The organism is Gardnerella sp. DNF00550 (genome assembly GCF_049262685.1).
Classification (GTDB): Bacteria; Actinomycetota; Actinomycetes; order Actinomycetales; family Bifidobacteriaceae; genus Bifidobacterium; species Bifidobacterium leopoldii.
Map to the genome: position 1 here is coordinate 615,356 of NZ_CP058397.1, position 22,904 is coordinate 638,259.

Sequence of the window (22,904 nt, forward strand, 5' to 3'; positions counted from 1 at the left end):
CTTTCAAGTCACTCAGCTTCATTTTCAGCTTCGTTTTGACCATGGCAAAGCTTGTACTTACGACCAGAACCACATGGGCATTCGTCATTCTTATTTGTTCCTGGGAATGTACGTCCATCAGACCATGGAGTCTTCCATTCTTCATTCTTTGGTCGCATGGTTAATGGAACATCGCCTTCAGCATGGCTCAAAGGTGCAGGACCAACAATACCAGCAGCTTGATCTTCAGCATCTACCTCAGACGAAGCTTGCGCAACATCTTCATCAAGCTCATCGTCAGAAGAAATATCTTCAGTAGAAGCAATCTGATTGACATCAATGTGGAATAGAAGCTGAATGCTTTCTTCCTTAATTGCCTCAATCATCGAATTGTACATCTGGTAGCCTTCACGCTGATATTCAACGAGCGGATCACGCTGACCCATACCACGCAGACCAATACCATCCTTCAAATAATCCATCTCATAAAGATGTTCACGCCACTTGCGATCGAGAACAGAAAGAACAACGCGACGTTCAATTTGACGAAGTGGATCAGCACCGAGACGATCTTCGACGAGAGAGTAAACCTTTACTACACTGTCGACGATCAAATCACGCAAAGCAGAAACAGCTTTTTCGCCCTTGAGATTGATAATAGTTTCACGTACCTGATCCCAATCAAGAAGTACAGGCATTACAGAGTTAAGAGCATCTTTTAAGCCGTCCAAATCCCAATTCTTTGGCTTATCAGAACCGTTCATTGCGCCACGCACATAGCTTTCTACGGTGTCACTGATGAACTTCAAGATGTCCTCGTGAATATCTTCACCCTTAAGAACCATCTGACGCTCTGCATAAATCACAGTACGCTGCTTATTCATAACATCGTCATACTTCAAAACGTTCTTACGCATTTCAAAGTTACGAGCTTCAACAGTCTTCTGTGCGGTGCGTACACCGTTAGAAACGTACTTAGACTCAATTGGTTCGCCTTCTGGCAATCCCTTAGCCATAACACGAGCAACAAGCTGAGTGTTGAACAGGCGCATCAAATCATCTTCCAAGCTCAAGTAGAAGCGAGATTCGCCAGGATCGCCCTGACGACCAGATCGACCTCGAAGCTGGTTATCAATACGACGAGATTCGTGACGCTCAGTGCCAAGAACATACAAGCCACCAAGCTTCTTAACTTCTTCATGCTCGTCTTTAACTTGCTCTTTAACTTCAGCTAAAACGCCTGGCCAACGCTTCTCATATTCTTCAGGAGTATCGTCTGGAGAATAACCATCAGCCTTCAACTTTGCATCAGCCAAGAATTCAACATTGCCACCAAGCATAATATCAGTACCACGACCTGCCATGTTAGTAGCAACAGTTACAGCACCCTTACGACCAGCAACAGCAACAACAGCAGCTTCCTTAGCATTCTGCTTAGCATTCAAAACCTGGTGAGGAATGCGAGCAACGTCAAGGAGTGAAGAAAGAATCTCAGAAGATTCAACAGAAGCTGTACCAAGCAACACAGGCTGTCCTTTAGCATGGCGTTCAGCAACATCGCGCACGATAGCAGTAAGCTTTTCTTTCTTTGTGCGGAAGATCAAATCGTCCTTATCTTTACGAATTACTGGACGATTGGAAGGAATTGGAAGAACACCAAGCTTGTAAGTTCCCATGAACTCTGCAGCTTCAGTCTCAGCAGTACCAGTCATACCAGCAAGCTTGTCGTACATGCGGAAATAGTTTTGCAAAGTAATAGTAGCAAAAGTCTGATTTTCTGCCTTAACTTCCACATTTTCTTTAGCTTCAATTGCTTGATGCAAGCCCTCGCTATAACGACGACCTGGAAGAACACGACCAGTATGCTCATCGACAATCAAAACTTCGCCGTTGGTGACAACATAGTCACGATCTAGAAGGAAAAGCTCCTTAGCTTTCAAAGCGTTATTCAAATAACCAATAAGAGCTGTATTGCTTGGCTCATAAAGGTTATCGATGCCCAAGTAATCCTCAATTTTTGCAATGCCAGGATCAAGAATACCTGCGGTTTTTTTCTTTTCGTCAATCTCGTAATCAACATCGCGAGTAAGCTTCAAAACAAGTTTTGCAAATTCACGATACCAATGAGTTACATCACCTTCAGCAGGACCTGAAATAATAAGTGGCGTACGAGCTTCATCGATAAGAATGGAATCAACCTCATCGACAATTGCATAGTGATGACCGCGTTGCACAAGTTCGCTCTTTTCCCACGCCATATTATCGCGCAAGTAATCGAAGCCAAACTCATTATTTGTACCGTAAGTAATATCAGCATTGTATTGCTTACGACGCTCAGGTGGCTGCTGGTCGGTAATAATGCAGCCAACGCTCATGCCAAGGAATCTATAAATACGACCCATAAGTTCGCTTTGATAGCTAGCAAGGTAATCGTTGACTGTGACAACGTGCACGCCTTTGCCTTCCAAAGCATTCAGATAGCTTGGCAAAGTAGCGACCAACGTTTTACCTTCACCGGTTTTCATTTCTGCAATATTGCCCCAATGCAATGCAGCACCACCCATAAGCTGCACATCGAAATGACGCTGGCCAAGCGTACGCTTTGAAACCTCTCGCACAGTAGCGAAGGCTTCAGGCATCAAATCATCAAGCTTTGCACCATTGTCTAAACGCTGCTTGAATTTAGCAGTTTGACCCTTCAATTCTTCATCGGAAAGCGCGGAAATTTCATCTTCCAACGCATTCACAGCCTTGGCTACGTTCTCAAGGCGCTTCAATTGACGGCCTTCACCCATACGCAAGGCTTTATCGACGATATCTACCACGTTTTGCTCCCTTAGGTCATGTCTATGACGACGGCCTAGCCAACATAGACGTAAACTGTGCCTATATTACGCGACGGCTACGATTTTTGTAAGTTAGCGAGTCTGATTTCTACATAAAAATGCCCGCCCAACATTGTGCTAGACGGGCACGCGCACTTATTCGCGCACTTTAGACATGTTTTTAACCATTACTTTTGCTTAGCAACATTTTCAGGTGTATCAATTTCAAACACGCCATAGCTCCAACCATGTCTGCGATATACTACAGATGGTCTCATAGTTTCTTTGTTTACAAACAGGAAGAAATCATGTCCAATAAGCTCCATCTCATACAAAGCCTCATCTATGCTCATAGGCTCTGCAATATGTAGCTTACGACGAATCACAATAGGAGTGTCGCCAACACTTACTTCCACAGATTCACCAGGACCTAAATCGGAAGCAACAGCAGCATCTGCGCTATTAACCTCATTTTCTTCTGGCTCTTCAACGGTAGTTTCAATCTCAGGTTCTACAGCACCCATATCTACAGGAGTCATTTCCGTATATCCACGGCGATGATCCTTACGACGATCGCGAGTACGACGCAAACGAAGCGTCAACTTATCAAGCGCCATATCTAATGCGCTAAATTGATCAGTGCTAGAAGCTTCTGCGCGAATCACAGTGCTTCCTGCAACAACAGTGATTTCAACTCGCTTTGCTGTGTCAGCCTGCCTTGGATTGCCTTCATGAGTCAACACGATTTGCACGCGCTGCGCATCAGGCGCAATGGCGGTCACACGATTCATCTTACTTTCTACAACGTCACGGAACCTTTGATTAATCTGCGTATGACGACCAGTAATGACGATTTCCATGCGAAACCTCCCCATATAGACTCGAACCTTAAGCTCGATTTGTACAACCCGACTGCCACGATGCCGTCGGTTCTTCTATTATATCTGCTAAATCCATACAAACCTAGCAATTTATTAAATTAAAATAAAAAAATTAACGTTTATTACGGAATTTCTTATAAAATAACGAATTTTTTACGATATTAATATTATCTGCTATAATTAGGAAGGTTGAGGTTTCACGATGGCCGCGGTCACAATGTTCATTCGGAGTGACTGAGGAACTTCCGGGCTCCACAGAGCACAATGGCGGATAACGTCCGCCCAGGGCGACCTGAGAGATAGCGCAACAGAGAATAGACCGCCTGAACGTTTCGTTCGGGTAAGGGTGAAACGGCGGCGTAAGAGACCACCGGGCTTCTGGCAACAGTAAGCCGCATGGCAAGCCTCATTGGGAGCAAGGTCAAGCAGAAGACGCTTTAGAGCTGCTCGCTCAAGTCTTCGGGTAGACTGCTAGAGTTTGGCGGTAACGTCAAATCGAGATGGATGGCCATCCGCATGCACTTGTGTATGCGACAAAACCCGGGGTATGTGAAACCTCATCAACTCAACCAAATAGCATATTTTCAACTTATATCGCTGATTTTTGGAGCGAAAGAAAAATCAGAGAATACTGCTAAACACTTATTAAACGACGAATCTAAATCAATTTTTACGTTTGAATTATCAACTACTCCGCATGTTTGCATACCAGCTTGCTGAGCTGAACATAAAGCTGTAGCAGAATCTTCAAAAACTATGCATTCAGCTGGATCTGCTTTAAGCTGATTAGCAATATCGGTATAAGTTTTAGGACTATGCTTACCTTTTTCAGATAAATCTTCTCCAAAATGAAGAAAATCAAAACAATCAAAAATACCAACTCTTTTTAAAGCTGGAATACACAAGCGTTTAGAAAGAGTTGTGGCAAGAAAAAGCTTTACACCATTAGAATGCAAATAATGCACATATTCATACGCGCCTTTTCTTAGCGGAAGATGATTAGCATAAGCGTCAAAAGCCATATCTGACCACTCCTTCATCAAAGCTTCAGGAGAATCAGTGAACCCGTAATTTTTAATAACATATTCTGCAATTTGTCTAGGATTCATTGTTGCAGTTGTACTAGCAAAGATTGAGGGAACGCTCATACCACGTTTCGCAAAACTTACTCGATCAATATCATCCCAAACGCTTAAAGAATCAAGTAATGTGCCGTCAAAATCAAAAATCGCTGCAACAATAGACGAATTATTTTGTAAATCCATCAATGATCTTCCTACTTGCATTCAATAGTTCACGAGCATGTTCTAGTGAAGTTTTTGATTCACTTCCATCAAGCATCCTAGCAATCTCTTGTTCACGCATCAAATCATTAAGCTCAATAACAGAAGTATTTGCAACTTTAGCAAAAGAGCTATTCTCGCTATTATCGCCATTTTCAACAAGATTTTTTTGTACTGCAAATTGTACATCTGCAAAAGAAGCAACCTGAGCTAAATGAGTAACAACAATAACTTGAGCATGTTTAGAAAGTTGAGCCAAACGTTTACCTAGCTCTACTGCCGCAACACCACCAACACCAGAATCTACTTCGTCGAAAATAAATGTCATATTTTCTTCGTCGCAATCTGTCAACTTCGCAATAACAAGCTCAATTGCAAGCATAAGCCTACTTAATTCACCACCAGAAGCACTTTTGCTCATCGGCAAATCTGAAGAAGCAGGAAATGGTCGGAACAAAAACTCTACATCATCACATCCGTTAGCATCAAGCGGAATAGAACCAGATAAATCTTCGCAACGCTTATTTACACTGATAATTAATTGAGCACCTGGCATGGCCAAAGAGTTTAATTCTTCACTAACTAAAGTGCCAAAATCATGAGCTGCATTTAAACGAGTTTTATATAATTCTTCAGCAAGTTTAAGAGCATCATCATATCGTTGAGCACATTTAGCACGCGCTTTGGCAATAGCTTCAGGAGAATCATCTAAATCTTCAAGTTCAAACTGAGCTTTTTCGGACCAATCAAGTACATCATCTAATGTTGGGCCCCACCTACGAGTTAAATCAGTAAGATCATGAATACGAGAATTTAAATCATCTAAATCTTTTTCACTTACATCGATATCCAACTGTTGAGCAAGCTGCATTACGATATCGTCAAGTTGAGCATGAATATCGTCAAGTTGATTTGCAATAGAATTGAAAGAATCATCTACACGAATATTTCGTAATGCTTGAGAAGCTTTATCTACAAGGAAACAAGCATCTTCAGATGATTCTGAAGCACCACAATCTATTTGACTGGAATCAAGGGATGCGAGCGCAATGCTCACTGCTTTGACAATTTGAGCAGAATTCTCAATTCTTTCTCTTTTTGCGCGCAATTCTTTATCTTCATTAGGGAGAGGATTCACATCTCGTATTCGCGCTAATGATTCTCTAAGGTAATCTGCACGTTGCCGTGAAGAAGACGCTTGATTTTCTAGTCGGTTACATGTTTCTTTAGCATCTTTCCACGCTTGATACGCACATGCGTATTGCTTAAGTAATTCACTATTTTTAGATACAGTATCAAGCAATTCGCGTTGTTTTGAATTTGTTGCTATGCGTAATTGGTCACTTTGTCCATGAATCACTATCAATCGAGAACATACTTGTTCAAGAACTGTTTTTGGTACTGCGAAACCAGAAATTGTTGCTCTTGAACGACCTTCTTGTGGTACTGTTCTAGAAACATACATATCTGATTTATTTTCGTCATTTTCTGAAGGCTCTAATTCAATACCGGATTTGCCAACAGCATCTACTAATTCACTTGTTTTAGGAATACTAAATATGCCTTGGACCCACGCTTCTTTAGCATTTGGAGAAATCCTTGCAACTTCTGCTTTGGATCCAGAAATAAGCTTGATAGCACTTAAAAGCATTGACTTTCCGGCACCTGTTTCGCCCGTAATAGCTGTCATGTGAGACGAAGGAGTAATAAGCGCATGTGAAATTGGCCCAAGATTACGTATTTCTAACTCTTCAAGCACGCTGTACCTCGTTTTATAAATGCTATATTTAATATTATTTTCTACTTAAATAATTCATTTTAAAGAATTATTATTGTGCTCACGCCATCCAACTATTGGCAAATCAAATTTTGTAACTAAACGCTTCGTAAAAGGAGCGCCAGAAAGTCTAGCTAATAATAGCTCATCTTTTGATTGACGAACTTGAATCCTTGATCCCTGAGGGAGCGCACGCTGTCTTCTACCGTCGCAACAAATCCAACCTCCAGAAGACGATTCATTAAGAATGTCAATAGTAAAAGTAGAACCGGCACCAATAATTAGAGGACGCGCAAAAAGAGCATGAGCAGCTAATGGCACTAATTGCAATGCTTCTACATTTGGCCACATAATTGATCCACCTGCTGAAAATGCGTAAGCTGTAGAACCAGTAGGAGTTGAAACTATTACACCATCGCAACCAAAAGATGACATTTCAACATCGTCTACTCGTATTGAAAGTTCTACCATTCGACCTCTGTCTTCGCGATCAAGAGTTATATCGTTCAACGCCCAATCACTTAAAGGCTCGCTTTCGCCAGGAAGCCACACATCTACATGAGCTTCCATTCTCCTGTCAATAGTGTAATCCTTGTTTGCAATCCTACGAATAGCATCATTAATTTGAAAACTTTCAAATTCTGCCAAAAAACCAACATGGCCAAGATTTATGCCGATAATTGGAACAGTAGTACAATGCACTAACTCAGCAGCCTGAAGCATGGTGCCATCTCCCCCTAGCACCACAACTATTTCTGTATTTTCGTCAACTATACGAGTAGTTTTTTTAGCAAAATCAGACACAGAAGCACTGTTGAATACGTCAACAACGAATCCAGCTTTAATAAGTTGAGTCTTGACTTGATTTACCACATTACTGTGAACATCAATCCTAGCGTGAGTAACTACAAGAGCACGACGAGCCGCCGAAGCGGAATTAGTATCGAAATGTTCCTGCATATACAGCCCCTTCGTACTGTTTAAACACAACTACTACTATTGTAATTGTTAGGATACATATTGAAAAATGTTAAACATTCAATGATTAACTTATTTCTTATTTCTCGTAACGCGCATAAAGAAGATACTCCGTATTGCCATGTGTTCCTTCAATAGGAGATTCACAAGAGGAGATAACCTTTAGACCGTTTTGATTTGCACAACTTTTTATTGTTTCTAAAGCTTTAATTTTTAAAGTTTCGTCAGTTACTATTCCACCTTTTCCAAGGTTTCCTTTTCCTACTTCAAATTGCGGCTTAACTAAAAGCACAATATCTGCATGCAATTGAGCTATTCTAGAAATTACTGGAATAACAAGCGTTAGAGAAATAAAAGAAACGTCAGAAACTATAAGATTTGGCTTATATGGCAAGTTTTCTTCGTACACATTTCGAATATTTACACCGCTCATTTCAATTACATGTGAATTGTTAGCTATTTTTGGATGCAATTGACCATGACCAACATCTAAAGCTATTACAGAATGAACGCCTCTTTGCAAAAGAACGTCGCAAAAACCGCCCGTTGATGCACCTATATCTAGAGCTTTAGTTGATTTGGAAGTAGTTAAACCATTTTTAGAAAACGCTTCGAAAGCACCTTCTAACTTAAGCGCTCCGCGAGAAACGTATCTAATACAAGATTGCGTATTTTTTGATTCATCGATTGTTATTGCATGTGAATTGTTTACTAAAAATGAGGATTTTGTAATATTTCGATTGTCAACACTCACTACGCCAGCATGAATTAAACGCTGAGCAGTTGTCCTACTTTCTGCTAAACCACGACTAACCAAAGCACAATCTAAACGTTGTGAAATATTGTTATTTGAAAGTTTACTTAAATCCTCATTCACAGTCATAAGGAAAACTCCGGAAGAGTATAATTTTCCATATTTTCACCGCAATCTTGCAAACTCCATGCCAGCGCACAAGCAGCTCTCAAAGCATTGCAATCGTTGGTGTTATTAACTTCAATAATATTATTATTCACAACTCTTGCTATAGCATCTTCACAAGTAAAAGTAGTACCGTTAACGCGTTCAGGAGCATTATGAGATTCGTTTAATCCTCGCAAGTCTTTAGAAACAAAACTTGGACGCAAATGTTTTGGTGCAAGCATAAGCATGCAAGGATCTGTAACTCCAGTAAGAACAAGCAGAGAAGCATAGCCTCCTCTTGTCCCAGCCTCAATATCAGTATCTAAACGATCTCCAACTGCTAATGAATGCTCAATACTAATTACAGGATTCCCATACTCGTCTTTTTCAGTGTATTCTTCACATTCAGAATCATCATGCTTAGCATTAGCAGCAACCAAAAACCTTGCTTCATCATACATTGCAGATTCTGGTTTTCCAGCAGACGAAATAGGCTCCACACCCGTAGCATTAATAACAGCTTGAATCATGGAACCGCATCCAGGAGCAATACCATGCTCTCTTGGAATAGTTAAGTCGCGGTTAGTAACGAAATATTTTGCACCATGCTCAACAGCGAAAGAAACTTCCGCCATTTCTTGCCAAGTCATTTGAGGATACCAGCCTTGAATAACAGCTTTAGGGTTATCTTCGCACGAATCTACTAGTTGTAATCCTACGCGTTGCACTTCTTGACGCAAATGTTCAGCGCCGAGAACAAGAACTTTAGATCCTTTCTCAACATTGCGAGCTACCATTCTTGCTGCAACAACAGAAGACGTTATAATCTGCCATGGTTCTACTTTTAAGCCAAAACTTTCCAGTTGTTTTGCAACAACAGATTGGAAACGCGAAGAATTATTAGTTGTGTATTCAATTGCCATTCCATTTTTTTGCGCAAACAAAATGGAATCAGACGCATATTCAATAGCATTTCCACCACGATATACAACACCATCTAAATCAAGCAGTGCTAGACGAAATGCATCGCTTAACGGACGATTACATGAAGAAAAATTCTTTTTCGTTTCAACTTGCATACTATACCTCATTTAAGTTTGCTAAACACTGCACTTAATTTAGATTCAAATTTTATTAAGCCTATTTTATAAATATCAACTCTTAAAGCAGCAAGTGCCCGGCTTACTTAAAAGCAGCCGGGCGCAAATATTCAAATGTTACGAACTACTCTTCGTCAGCGTGAACAGCACTCATCTCGATAGTATCCGTATTATCCGCATTCTCAGAGTTACTTGTCTCTTCTGAGTCTTCTAAATCTTCAGAATCTTCAGTTACTTCAGATTCTTCATCAGATTCTTCATCAGGAGCAAATTGAGCATCATCTTCACTCATGCCAATTTCATCCATCATGTCATCATTCAAATGCTCTAAATCATAGTCGATAACAATATCATCAGGATTTATATCTTCGTCATCAACATCTGCATACTGTTGCTCAAGCTTATCAAGCAAAGACTCTAATTCAATTGCTTCGTCACTACGACCGGCTTCTTCCAAGAAGTATTGTTCTGCTTGAACTGCACGCATACGATACTCCCCAGGAAGACCCTTTGAACGACCCATTGCATGAACCAATTCAATAGCCTTATCAGCATGACCAGTATCAGCCAAAACGCCTGCATAAACGAGGAACATTTCGGCTTTTACTTCTCCTCTTAAGGTTTTTGCTTCATCTGACATGCAAATTTCTAAAGCCTTATCTAGATTTCCCATACCGCGCTCGCAATCGGCAATAAATGGCAAATAATCAAGGTAGCCATTCATTCGCATTGCAGTGCGGAATTCCTTAGAAGCAAGCTTGTAATCGCCCTGACGATAGGCCACAAAAGCTAAAGTTTCGCGAGCAAAATCAATACGAGAAGCTTGCTTAGCAGCCCACTTTGCATGTTCTAATGCAAGTTCAGGATTTTCTTCTTGCAAAGTATAGGCTGCAAGAATATGAAGACCAATATTTTCAGCATGCTCTTTTGAAAGACCGCGCAAACGCTCGCGATCTTCTTTAGAAAGCATTGCCCATTCCAAACCTTTTGGCATCTTAGGCTCACCAGGGCGGCGTGCTGTATAAGGATTTTGAGATGGATAAGAAACAGTTCCGTCAGAATTGCGGCGTGGACCATCTTCAAAGCGGAAGTTACTACGCGAATTTGTGCGACGGTCATCTATACGATTGTCACGACGATCAAAACGACGCTCATTATCTCTGCGCTCATCGCGACGATCGTCTCTGCGATCATCACGGAAGCCACCCTTAGAGCCTTTATGGAAATCTTTATGGAAATCGCCATTGCGATGGTTCTCACGACGATTATCCCTGCGATCGTCACGATGGTTAAAACGATGCTCACCATCAAACTTCTTGTAGCGTGGGTTGCCACCTTCTTCACCAGAATGTTCAAAATCTCTAGAGCGACGATCATCTATACGATCAAAATGACGGTTACGATCAAAGCGACGATCATTATCGCGATTCTCTGAGCGGAATCCGTCCTTCTTAAAACCATTCTTCTTAAAACCACCGCGACGGTCATCTTTACGATCGTCATGACGGTTAAAACGATGATCACCATCACGCTTTACGCCAGAGCGGAAGCTCTCTTCACGGTCATCATCATTACGGCGGAAACCACCCTTCTTAAAACCGCCTTTATGGAAACCATCTTTATGGAAACCGCCGCGACGCTCGCTACTTTTACTACCATTGCGATGACCAAATCCGCCACGTTCACCAAAAGATTTCTTACCACTCCGCGAGTGTTCGCGTTCTTCGCCCATTCTGGCATACCTCTCATCTATGTGCAATTTTATTACAAAATCACATTTTAATTATATTCATAAAACAACTAAACATCTGCTGTAAGCAAGCTATAGCATACATCAAGCAGCAAGCTTACAACAGATGTATTTTTTAATAAATCACAAACATTTATTAAGCGCGCTCTACGGCACCGATAGCTTTCTTGCCGCGGCGAAGCAAAGCGAAACGACCGTGCAAGAAAGAGCCCTCACTTAACACATCGTCGACACCACTTACACGTTCATTATTTAGATACAAACCGCCTGCTTCAATAGCGCGACGAGCTTCGGAAACAGTGCGGAATAGACCTGCGGCAACTGCAGCCTCAACAACACGATCTGCAACTTTAGCCTTAGCGAAATCTAAACTACCGTCTTCAGCCTTAACCTTAACGCCATCTAGAGCAGCTTCAAGAGTCTGCTCATCAATATTGCAAAGATCACCACGTCCAAACAAAGCGGAAGAAGCTTCAATAGCCTGGTTCGTTAAATCTTCACCGTGAACGAAACTTGTAACTTCCCACGCAAGCACGCGCTGAGCTTCACGACTTCCAGGATCATCCTGAATTTGCTGAGCCAAACGCTCAATTTCATCTTTTGGCAAGAAAGTGAACACTTTAAGCAACTTAACAACTTCATCATCAGGCTGATTGAACCAGAACTGGTAGAAGCGATAAGGACTAAGCATAGAAGGATCAAGCCACATGGCGTTACCTTCTGACTTACCAAACTTACGACCTTGATTATCTGTAATAATTGGGCTAGTAAACACATTTACGGATGCGCCACGAACCTTACGAATCAAATCCATGCCGGAAGTGAGATTACCCCACTGATCCGAACCACCAAGTTGCAAAGTTACGTTGTAATTATCAAACAAGTACAAGAAGTCGTTGCCTTGCAAAACTTGATAGCTAAACTCAGCAAAAGAAATACCTTCATCGGAATTTAAGCGACGAGCAACAATATCCTTAGAAAGCATTGTGCCAACACGGAAATTCTTACCAACATCACGCAAGAAGTCGATAGCAGACATCTTAGAAACCCAGTCGTAATTGCTGACAAAACGAACAGGATTTTCACCATCAAGAGGCAAAATTCTGCCAATCTGCTTACGCAAACGTTCAGCCCAGCCAGCCACAATATCTTTAGAATTAAGAGTGCGTTCTCCGCTTTGACGAGGGTCACCAATCAAACCAGTGGCACCACCAACTAAAGCAATAGGATGGTGACCTGCAGCCTGCAAGTGGCGCATATTAATGAGCTGCACAAGATTACCAATATGCAATGAAGCAGCAGTAGGATCGTAACCGCAATAATACGTTAATGGTTCTCCGTCAAGCGCTTGAGCAAGTTGCTGCTCATCAGTAGATTGTGAAATTAATCCACGCCACTTAAGCTCTTCAAACAAAGAAGCAAAACCTGCTTCCTTGTAGTTCCTGACCTGAGCCATTCGTATCTCCTTAATACAGAATACCGATAAATATCGGGCGCTTTGCGCGTCCACAAGCCTTTCAATTTTTGCAGCACATGACGACACGCATAATAAAAAGTGCCAAATATCATAACGTACGATACTTGGCACTATAACGTTACAGCTAATAATCTAATTTTAAAATTATTTTATAGACGAAATATAAGCAGAACCATCGCTTTTCGAATTTGCAAATTTATAATAATTATCCATTGCGTTTTCAGCCTCTACAATTTGCTCTTTAACTCGCACGAAGGCTGTACCGCCACGACCGCATCTGGCAGACACAGATCCAGCACTAGTCAATATTGTTCTAATATTCGCAATTTCTTCGCTATCAACAAAACCGCTTAGAATATTTGAAAAATCATCATCGCTTAAATCAGCAAGATCTCCCCCAATTTCCTCAGCTCGCTTTACACACAAACCAGACAAAGTATGAGCATTACGGAATGGAACACCCATTTTTACAAGCCATTCTGCAATATCTGTAGCAAGAGCGAAACCAGTAGAAGACTGTTCATAAAGTCTATTTAGATCAAATTTCATAGTTTCTACCATTCCAGCAAAAGCTGGAAGCATCACTTCTAAAGTGTCAATTTGATCAAAAACAGCTTCTTTATCTTCCTGCAAATCGCGAGCATAAGCAGTAGGAAGACCTTTAAGAGTTGCCATTAAACCAGTTAAATCGCCTATTAATCTACCAGCTTTACCGCGAGCAAGTTCTGCAATATCTGGATTCTTTTTTTGAGGCATAATCGATGAGCCAGTTGAATAAGCATCATCTAAACGAACAAATGCAAATTCTTGAGTATTCCAAATAATAATTTCTTCACTTAATCGTGATATATCAACGCCAACCATTGCTGCAATGAATGAAAATTCTGCAACTAAGTCTCTACTTGCAGTTGCGTCTATAGAATTAGCGCAAACTTTTGAAAAACCAAGCTCTTTAGCTACTTCTTCTGGATTAAGACCAAGAGTATTGCCTGCCAAAGCGCCTGCTCCATAAGGGCTTTCATCTGCACGCAAATCCCAATCTATGAAGCGATTTACATCTCGTAAAAGCGGCCAAACATGTGCCATTAACTGATGCGCAAGCAAAATTGGTTGAGCATGTTGCATATGAGTGCGACCCGGCATCACCGCGTCTTTTGCATTTTTTGATTGATTCAGCAACGCTTGGCAAACTGACAACAATAATGATGCAATAATGCGCGCATGCCTACGCAAAAACATACGTATTAAAGCTGCAATTTGATCATTTCTAGAGCGACCTGCACGAAGCTTTCCGCCAAGCTCATTTCCAGCAATTTCAAGTAAACCGCGCTCTAACGCTGTAGCTTCATCTTCATCTTCCTCAATGGGTGCGAAAGTTCCGTCATCTACATGCTTTTGCAATTCATCTAATGCACAAGATAAATCAGCATACTCTTTTTCGTTAAGAAGACCTGCACGATGCAACGCATGCGCATGAGCTCTAGAACCAGCAATATCATCATCCGCTAATCGCCAATCAAATTGTGTGGACTTGCTTAGTTTCGCTAGCTCTGCTGAAGGACCTGAACTAAATCGTCCACCCCACAATGCAATAGGGTGATTAGTATTATTAGTTTCATTATTTTCTAGTTCTGCGGCTGCTGCTTTTGTTGCATCGTGCATAGTTTATTACCTTTATATCTTTTTATATATCGTATTAGTTGTTGTTTGCAACGCGCATATCTCTTGCTGCTGCAACCTTGCTAGACAATCCGTAGATTTCAATGAATCCATTGGAAGCACGCTGATCAAATGTATCTGAAGAATCATATGTTGCTAAATTAAAGTCATACAATGATTCATCAGAACGGCGTCCAGTAACTACAGCTTTGCCAGCATACATAGTCATTCGAATTTCTCCAGAAACATGCTCTTGAGTTTCATTAATAAATGCGTTAAGAGAACGCACAACTGGAGAGAACCACTGACCATCATAGACAAATTCAGCCCACTTTTTATCAAGAGCACGCTTTAACCTGTGCTGCTCACGCTCCAGGCAGCAATTTTCAAGCTCTTGGTGTGCAACAATTAAAGCTTGAGCACCTGGAACTTCGTACAATTCGCGAGATTTAATTCCTACAAGACGATCTTCAATAATATCGATTCGTCCAATTCCTTGCGCTCCAGCTCTTGCATTCATTTCTTCAATTGCTTGCAAAGGCGTTACGCTATGACCGTCAATTGCGACTGGAATACCTTCTTCAAAAGTAATTGTAACTTCATCCGGTTCTTGAGATTCAAGAGGATTTTGCGTATAAGAGTAGCACTCTTCAGTCGGAGCATTCCATGGATCTTCTAGGAAACCGGTTTCAATTGCACGACCCCACACGTTTTGGTCGATCGAATATGGGCTTTTCTTGCTCTGTTCAATTGGAAGCTTATGCTTGTTAGCGAACTCTATTTCAACATCACGAGTAAGTGACAAGTCTCGAATTGGGCTAATAGCTTTTAATTCTGGATCCAAAGATTGGATTGCAACTTCAAAACGAACCTGATCGTTTCCTTTACCTGTGCAACCGTGCGCAATTGTGTCTGCATCAAATTGATGAGCTGCATTCACTAAGTGTCGAGTAATCAAAGGCCTAGAAAGAGCAGAAACCAATGGATACACGTCTTCATACATTGCGTTAGCTTTTAATGCAAGCATGCAATAGTTATCTGCGAATTCTTCGCGAGCATCGACAACATATGCTTCAACTGCACCACAAGCCAAAGCACGATTTTTAATTACTTCAAGCGCTTCACCGCCCTGACCAACGTTTAGTGACACAGCTACAACGTCTTGACCTGTTTGCTCTTTAAGGTATGGAATTGCTACAGAAGTATCGAGGCCACCTGAATACGCCAAGACAATACGTTTTTTATTAGTCATAGTGACCTCCCAGGTCATGTATTGAATAAATAAACAATAAAGAGCATATTATACATATAAAATAAAATCAACAGATGCGCTAAAAAATTATTATATTTTTATCATCTTTGAAGAGTTATTATAAAATATAAAAAATATATCAATTATAGTTATACATATAAAAACGCGCGCAGCTCAGCAATGCACTGCACGCGTATAAATTCTTTTCGTTACTGCAAATTTTTCTAATATAATATTTATTTAAATAGCCACAATATTTCTTAATAAATTGTTTAACGAGAAGCTACTGAAAGCATCCAATTTGCTCGATTTTCAGCTTCTTCATTTGAAACACAAACCATAATAACAGTATCATCTCCAGCAACTGATCCTAAAATACCTTTCAAAGGCTGACGATCTATAACACTTGCAACGTATTGTGCAGCGCCGGATGGAGTGTGAATAACAACAATATTATTTGCATGCCCAACTTCAGTGACAAGACCTGCTAAAGTGCGAGCAACTTGCTGATCAATTCGCACAGTATCCATAGCATGACGATTGCCAGTACCATCGCCAAGCACATACGCAATCCTGCCATCCGTCAATCGAATTTTAACGGCATTTAACTCATCTAAATCTCGGCTCAAAGTAGCTTGAGTAACATTAAAACCATGACGCGCCAACACTTTAGCGAGTTGAGATTGAGAAGTAATCACTTCTGCCAGTAACGCTTGTTCAATAGCGTTTAAACGCGCTGCTTTTGTTGCAGGACGTTGCTGTTTTATTGACACTTCGTTATTTGATTCTGCATCCGTTTCTGGATTCATCATAGTTTTATCAAAACCTTTCATAAACATATTTTCAATTAAATATATACGAATATGTGTATACATATCTACATGCATAAAAAATTATTTATGTGTTCTTCGTCACACATATCTATTATGCATGAAAACGCTAGATTCTCATTAAAAAATGAATGTTACTTTACATAAAAAGAAAAAAGAGTCAATAATGCAATAAATGCGATTATGCATACTATTATTAGAACGTATGCACAATCGCATTAATTAAAATATATTATATTTTACACTCGCAAAGTTGCGTGCAAGACTTCAGCAGCATCCGTAATCTTCTTACGAACTTCTTCCATCTCTTCGCCAGAAAGCGTTCTATCATTTGCTCGGAACGTTACAGAATAAGCAAGAGAACGCAAGCCTTCTCCAAGCTGTTCACCCTCATACACATCGAACAACTCAACAGATTCAAGCAAATCTCCAGCAGACTTTTCAATAGCAGACTGCAATTCATTCGCCTTCAACTCAATTGGTGCAGTGAAAGCAAAATCTTGCTTTACAGGAGGGAAAGTTGAAATTGGTTTAGCTTGAACAGGCTTCATAAGCATATTCTTAAACAATTCAGTTAGATCAAGCTCGAATGCTGCAGAATGCTTAGGCAAATCTAATGCTTCACAAACATGCGGATGCAATTCGCCAACAACACCGAGATTGACGCTTGAACCATCTTCAGCAAGAACACAAACTTGAGCACTACGACCAGGATGCCAAGAAGATGGAGCATCTTGAGCTTTAAACTGTTCGAGAATGAACTTAACACCAATTCTCTTACCAACTCGCTGGAGTGCTTCAACAGCATCACTCCAATCGACATCTCTATGAGTACCAAGCCAACCAGTTTCTTCAGCATGACCAGTTAGCAAAGCAGCAACATGCAAAGGTTGTTCCGGTAATCCAGCATCCAGCGCAGCAAGTTCAGCATTAGAAGGTCTAACAGAACCAGGTAATGCAGGAATTGCAGGAGCATTTGGATCGCTAAAGTACACATGACCAAGCTCATACATGGAAATATCTGTTAAACCACGATGAAGATTGCGTCGAACAGTGCCAGCCAAAGTCATCAAAACAGAACGACGAAGCCAAGGTCTGTCTCCAGCCAAAGGATTAGCAATACGAACACTTACTTCAGCAACTTCGTCCACATTTTGGCGGAAAGCCTTAATGTCTTCTTCACCAACAAATGGATAACTTAAAGATTCAACAAAACCAGTTTCTGCTAACTCATAAGCAATAGCTCGCCTAGTTTGCTGTTGCGTGGTTAAACCGGTTCGACCAGTAACAGGAACTGCAGGAACCTTAACAGGAATCTCATCATATCCAATAAGTCGAGCGATTTCTTCTACTAGATCGCAAGGCTCATTCAAATCAGGACGCCAAGTTGGAGGAAGAACGGAGAAGGATCCATTGCCACCACCAGCAACAGAGCAACCAATATCGGTAAGAATATCGCTAATGCGATTCAAATCAACTTCCAAACCAGCAACTCGCTGCACTTCATTAGCTTTAAACACAATCACATTTCGCGACTGAGTATTATTAACATCACACGGCGATGTAGATGGCTTAGCTCCACCAAACTGTTCCAAAAGATTCGCAGCCATTTGCGCAGCTGCTGGCTGCAATTGAGTATCAACGCCACGTTCAAAACGACGAGAAGCCTCAGAAGGAATCTTATGTCGTCTAGCAGTGCGAGCAATTGAAACAGGATCAAAGTGAGCTGCCTCAATCAAAATATTTTTCGTTTCACTCGTAACTTCGCCGTACATGCCTCCCATAACACCTGCTAAGCCAAGCACGCGTGAACCGTGGTTTCCATGAGGAGAATCGCAAATAACTAAATCCTCAACATGCAATTCATGATCTTTGCCATCCAAAGTCGTAAGATGTTCGCCCTCATGTGCACGGCGAACTACAATTGGACCTTCAATTTTGTCCAAATCATAAGCATGAAGAGGTTGACCCAAATCAAGCATGACATAATTAGTGATATCAACAGCAAGAGAGATGCTGCGCATACCTGCACGCGTTAAACGACGCTGCATCCAACGTGGGCTTGCACAAGTGGAGTCAAAACCATGTACAGCACGCGCATAATATCGATCACAACCAGGTACACCATGAATTGGATTAGTATCTTCAATGCTCACGTCAATATCTGAAGTCTTGTGACCTTCATCATTAATTTGCGATACCTGCTCATTCAACTTTGAAACAGGATCCGTATAAACAGCACCAGTTGAATGATGATATTCGCGAGCAACACCACGATAAGAGAAAGCATAACCACGATCAGGCGTTATATTAATCTCCAAAATCGGCTTATTAAGATGCAACAACTCCATTACATCATCGCCAGGCTTCAACTCATCATATTCAGCCTTAGAAAAGCCATATTCACGCAACAAAATAATGCCATTGTGGCTATCTCCCAAACCAAGCTCACGCTCTGAAGCACACATACCGTCAGAAATATGACCGTAAGTCTTGCGCGGCTCAATCTTAAAATCTCCAGGCAGAACAGCACCAGGAAGAGTTACAACAACCTTTTCACCAGCAGCCATATTAGGAGCACCGCAAATAATGCCACGAGGAACTTTTTTACCGTTTTCGTCAACATCGTTGTATTTATCTCCGACATCAACATGGCACCAATTAATAGTTTTGCCATTTTTCTGCGGTTCAGGAGTTGCGTCAACTACGTAACCGACAACAATTGGACCGGTAACTTGAGAAGTGTGAATCTCTTCTTCCTCTAAACCAACACGAACTAAATCTTTAGCAAGCTGTTCGTATGTTAAACCTTCTGGCACTTCAACATGATCTTTAAGCCAGTCAATATCTACCATTGGCATGAGTTTTACTCCCCCATCACAAACTGTTCACTGAAGCGCTTATCGCCTTCAACCAAATCATGCATATCGTTAATGTCATGTCGAAGTAGCAAAGTTCGCTCCAAACCTACTCCGAAAGCAAAACCAGTATAAACTTCTGGATCTAAACCAGCAGATTTAAGGACATTAGGATTCACCATTCCGCATCCGCCCCATTCAATCCAGCCTGGACCGCCCTTTTTATCCGGGAACCAAAGATCCAGCTCAGCACTAGGCTCAGTAAATGGGAAGTAGCTTGGTCGCAAACGGCTCTTTGCATCTGGACCAAACATAGCAACAGCCAAACGATCGAGAACACCCTTTAAATCAGCCATTGTTAAATGCTTATCCACAGCCAAAGCTTCACATTGATGGAAAACTGGAGTATGCGTTGCATCCAGTTCATCAGTGCGGAACACTCTACCAGGAGAAGCAATATACAGAGGAACTCCACGCTCAATTAACGCACGTACTTGATCAGAAGAAGTTTGCGTGCGCAAAACCATATTTGAACCAACAAAGCCTGCGGCATCCTTAGCTTGATTTCCTTGAACGTAGAAAGTATCTTGCATTTGACGCGCAGGATGATCCGGTCCAAAGTTCAATGCATCGAAATCAAACCATTCAGTTTCAACTTCTGGACCCGCAGAAATCTGCCAACCCATAGACACAAAGAAGTCTTCAAAATCTTCAATAATACGAGCAATAGGATGACGAGCACCTAAAGGCTTACGATTAATTGGAAGAGTCATATCTACAGTCTCTGCAGAAAGCATGTTAGCTTCTTCAACGGCTTTAATTCGCTCTGTAGCTTCTGCAAAAGCTCGACCAAAATCAGCTCGCAAAGTTGACATTACCTTGCCAACTTCCTTCTTTTGATCTGCAGGCAAAGAACCAATTGCTTTGCTTGCAACAGTCATCACTGACTGTGCGCCAGCATACTTAGTTTTAACAGCCTTCAGTTCTTCCATAGTTTGAGCAGCTGTAACGCTAGCAATACCTTCTTTTACTGCTTTAGTTACAGCTTTAATATCGAATGGCTTATTATCGGTCACAGCACCCTTCCTATCTGTGTTATACGTATTCATTGTTTATATACGATATTGCAAAATATTGCCCAAAGCTATATTTTTCGCTCATGACTCGACATAGCCAAGCCCATAAGCATTACTGCTGCACTTGTTGCAAGGTTCATTGATTCTGCTTTTCCATATATTGGAATTATTGAAATATCATCAACCTGTTGCAATACTTCTTTAGGTAAGCCTCTAGCTTCATTGCCAAATAAAATAGCCAAAGAACTGCTAATAACCTCGGAATTGACTAAAATTTTTGGAAATGGCACAGGTTTAATCTTGTCAGTTCCGTAAATATCAGCTGCAATAATTCGAATATTTGATTTTGCAGCGCATTCGAACCAGTCTTGAACGCTTAATTGCACTACAGGAAGATGAAATAGTGAACCTGCAGTCGAACGCACAAGCTTAGAATTCCAACGACTTACGCAATCATCAACAAAAACAACAGCATCGCATCCAGCAACATCTGCAACGCGAATAATAGCACCAGCATTGCCAGGATCTCTTACCTGCCAGCAAGCTGCAATACGAAGAGGCTTAAAATCGTTTTTTGATTTTACTTGTGCTGATTGTTGCAAATTTTTAAACTCACTAAAATAGATATCATCTAAAGATTTCGAATTAGCAACCGCAACAATTCCCTGTGAATCAGCACTAATTTTTTGCATAATACTCGGTTCAACAGGATGAACATAACAAGATCGAGATAAAGCTTCTTTAACTATTTCCCGCAAAGAAGAAAATTGTGAACTTTCCTTTTCATTACCTTCACAAGCATCTTTAGTAACATAAATATCACATAACGAATCTGTGGCATAACGTACAGCTTCGCGCACACTTTGCGGACCTTCAACTAAAAAACGCTGCAAATCATGCGACTTTGCGCGACCTAAAGAAACGAGTCTGCGCACGCGCTCACTGTGAGTATTATCAATTAGTTCTTTTAACGGCATAAATATAACTTTACTTCAAAAACGATTACGACACAGGAAATACACATTCACATATTTATGCAAACCTGCCACATTCATTGCAACAAAACTTGTAAATAAGCAAAACCTTATAAACTCTATTCATGATGCTCTGAAGCACTGGAAGTTGTATAGCCTTTAGGCTCAAGTTGAAAAGTAGTGTGAGACACAGAAACAGGAAAATGTTCGCGTAAGCAGTCCTGAAGCTGAGAAAGCACATGAGAGCATTGAGACATTGTCATATTAGGATCCACAACGACATGTGCCATAAAAATCGGCATACCAGTAGAGACAGTACTAGCGTGCAAATCATGAACTGCAAGAACATGAGGAACATGCTCTAGATGTTCACGAACTTTGTTTAAATCAAGACCTTCAGGAGTCTGCTCAAGAAGAACCTTAACAGCATTCTTAAGAAGCTTTAGCGCACGTGGAATCATAAGAAGCGCAATAATACCGCCAGCTAAAGCATCAAAACCTGCCCAACCTGTGCTCATCATTACAATAGCTGAAACTACGACTGCAACAGATCCAAGAGCATCGTTCATAACCTCAAGAAAAGCAGCACGCATATTCATATTGTCTTGCGATTGAGACATAAGAATTACAAGAGAGCCTAAATTCGCAGCTAAGCCAAGAATACCAAAGAATAGAAGCTGATTTACATCATGAATGCCTTGATGACCACTACCAAAAAGACGCATTCCAGCTTCAACAAGAGCATACACTCCTACAAGCAGTAAAATAAGAGCTCCCGCAGCAGCTGTAATAACCTCAAGACGCGCCCAGCCCCACGTACGCTTACTATTTGGACGACGACGCATAAGAATTGCAGTAACTGTTGAAGCTGCAAGAACTGAAATGTCTGTAAGCATATGACCTGCGTCTATAAGCAGCGACAAAGAATTAGTTAGAAAAGAACCAATTACCTCAGCAAAAAACACAGTTGCAGTAAGAGAAAGCGTAAGAAGCAAACGATGCTGATGTGCATGACTTGCGTGAATTGCGGCTGCTTGGGAAGCTGCGTTGGCGTTATTGTAATGAGTATCGAAAGAGTTGACATTTGCATTCACACTGCTTGAGCGTGAACCAGTGCCGTTAGTTTGAATTACATCGTTATGATTATGCACTTTCCAGCCTCCTAAAATATTAAAATATTTGGGCGATATCGTTTCTCAATATCATTCGCATTTTGCCGTATACGCAATGAACCCCAGCCTAAGCCGGGGTTCACTATTATCAATTACTTTGTCTATGACTATGTAATCACAAGCTGTCAACAT

General features: G+C 41.1%; 16 protein-coding genes and 1 other RNA gene. 1 reads left to right on the forward strand and 16 read right to left on the reverse strand.

The features are described 5' to 3' along the window. Window positions 1-8: 8 nt before the first annotated feature. Together secA and hpf are read right to left on the reverse strand one after the other, a co-directional pair. The gene (gene secA, locus HXT29_RS02230; protein WP_004106800.1) at window positions 9-2,804 is read right to left on the reverse strand and encodes a preprotein translocase subunit SecA; all 2,796 of its coding nucleotides are present in this window, start codon (window positions 2,802-2,804) and stop codon (window positions 9-11) included. A 188-nt stretch (window positions 2,805-2,992) separates the two neighbouring features. Next, window positions 2,993-3,664, reverse strand: a complete 672-nt coding sequence (hpf, locus tag HXT29_RS02235; RefSeq protein WP_004106803.1) for a ribosome hibernation-promoting factor, HPF/YfiA family — start codon at window positions 3,662-3,664, stop codon at window positions 2,993-2,995. Window positions 3,665-3,875: 211 nt separating this feature from the next. Between hpf and rnpB the strand changes: the two genes are divergently transcribed. Then, an RNA gene (rnpB, locus tag HXT29_RS02240) (RNase P RNA component class A) lies at window positions 3,876-4,249 on the forward strand. Between the two features lie 20 nt (window positions 4,250-4,269). On the opposite strand, the gene HXT29_RS02245 is transcribed toward rnpB, so the two are convergent. The 14 genes from HXT29_RS02245 to HXT29_RS02310 form a co-directional block, all read right to left on the reverse strand. Next, window positions 4,270-4,950, reverse strand: coding sequence for an HAD family hydrolase (locus tag HXT29_RS02245; protein ID WP_101886023.1), 681 nt, complete (start codon window positions 4,948-4,950; stop codon window positions 4,270-4,272). Continuing rightward, window positions 4,934-6,727 (reverse strand): DNA repair protein RecN, encoded by a 1,794-nt coding sequence (recN, locus tag HXT29_RS02250; RefSeq protein WP_116442699.1) that lies wholly within the window; start codon window positions 6,725-6,727, stop codon window positions 4,934-4,936. Before recN ends, HXT29_RS02245 begins: the two co-directional genes overlap by 17 nt. Before the next feature lie 54 nt (window positions 6,728-6,781). Continuing rightward, window positions 6,782-7,705 carry an NAD kinase gene (locus HXT29_RS02255; RefSeq protein ID WP_112928631.1) on the reverse strand — a complete coding sequence of 308 codons (924 nt, stop codon included), beginning with the start codon at window positions 7,703-7,705 and terminating at the stop codon, window positions 6,782-6,784. Between the two features lie 97 nt (window positions 7,706-7,802). Continuing rightward, a complete protein-coding gene (locus HXT29_RS02260) occupies window positions 7,803-8,606 on the reverse strand; it encodes a TlyA family RNA methyltransferase (protein ID WP_004119418.1) in 804 nt (267 codons plus the stop codon). Then, on the reverse strand, window positions 8,603-9,703 hold the full coding sequence (locus HXT29_RS02265) for an HAD-IIA family hydrolase (RefSeq protein ID WP_422118435.1): 1,101 nt from the start codon (window positions 9,701-9,703) through the stop codon (window positions 8,603-8,605). Before HXT29_RS02265 ends, HXT29_RS02260 begins: the two co-directional genes overlap by 4 nt. A 145-nt stretch (window positions 9,704-9,848) precedes the next feature. After that, a complete protein-coding gene (locus HXT29_RS02270; RefSeq protein ID WP_415688481.1) occupies window positions 9,849-11,456 on the reverse strand; it encodes a hypothetical protein in 1,608 nt (535 codons plus the stop codon). A gap of 154 nt (window positions 11,457-11,610) precedes the next feature. Continuing rightward, entirely contained in the window at window positions 11,611-12,930 is a 1,320-nt protein-coding gene (tyrS, locus tag HXT29_RS02275; RefSeq protein ID WP_004119411.1) for a tyrosine--tRNA ligase, read from the reverse strand. Window positions 12,931-13,095: 165 nt separating this feature from the next. Next, on the reverse strand, window positions 13,096-14,613 hold the full coding sequence (gene argH, locus HXT29_RS02280) for an argininosuccinate lyase (protein ID WP_415688480.1): 1,518 nt from the start codon (window positions 14,611-14,613) through the stop codon (window positions 13,096-13,098). A gap of 34 nt (window positions 14,614-14,647) precedes the next feature. Then, the gene (locus HXT29_RS02285) at window positions 14,648-15,862 is read right to left on the reverse strand and encodes an argininosuccinate synthase (RefSeq protein WP_116442694.1); all 1,215 of its coding nucleotides are present in this window, start codon (window positions 15,860-15,862) and stop codon (window positions 14,648-14,650) included. 272 nt (window positions 15,863-16,134) lie between these two features. Continuing rightward, entirely contained in the window at window positions 16,135-16,674 is a 540-nt protein-coding gene (locus HXT29_RS02290; RefSeq protein WP_032842537.1) for an arginine repressor, read from the reverse strand. Window positions 16,675-16,931: 257 nt separating this feature from the next. Next, window positions 16,932-19,553, reverse strand: a complete 2,622-nt coding sequence (gene pheT / locus HXT29_RS02295; RefSeq protein WP_116442693.1) for a phenylalanine--tRNA ligase subunit beta — start codon at window positions 19,551-19,553, stop codon at window positions 16,932-16,934. Between the two features lie 5 nt (window positions 19,554-19,558). Continuing rightward, on the reverse strand, window positions 19,559-20,659 hold the full coding sequence (gene pheS, locus HXT29_RS02300; RefSeq protein ID WP_116973279.1) for a phenylalanine--tRNA ligase subunit alpha: 1,101 nt from the start codon (window positions 20,657-20,659) through the stop codon (window positions 19,559-19,561). A gap of 35 nt (window positions 20,660-20,694) precedes the next feature. After that, window positions 20,695-21,603: a TrmH family RNA methyltransferase gene (locus tag HXT29_RS02305; RefSeq protein ID WP_410294522.1), complete on the reverse strand. Its 909-nt coding sequence runs from the start codon at window positions 21,601-21,603 to the stop codon at window positions 20,695-20,697. A gap of 116 nt (window positions 21,604-21,719) precedes the next feature. Continuing rightward, window positions 21,720-22,751, reverse strand: coding sequence for a cation diffusion facilitator family transporter (locus HXT29_RS02310; RefSeq protein ID WP_410294523.1), 1,032 nt, complete (start codon window positions 22,749-22,751; stop codon window positions 21,720-21,722). Between the last annotated feature and the right edge of the window lie 153 nt (window positions 22,752-22,904).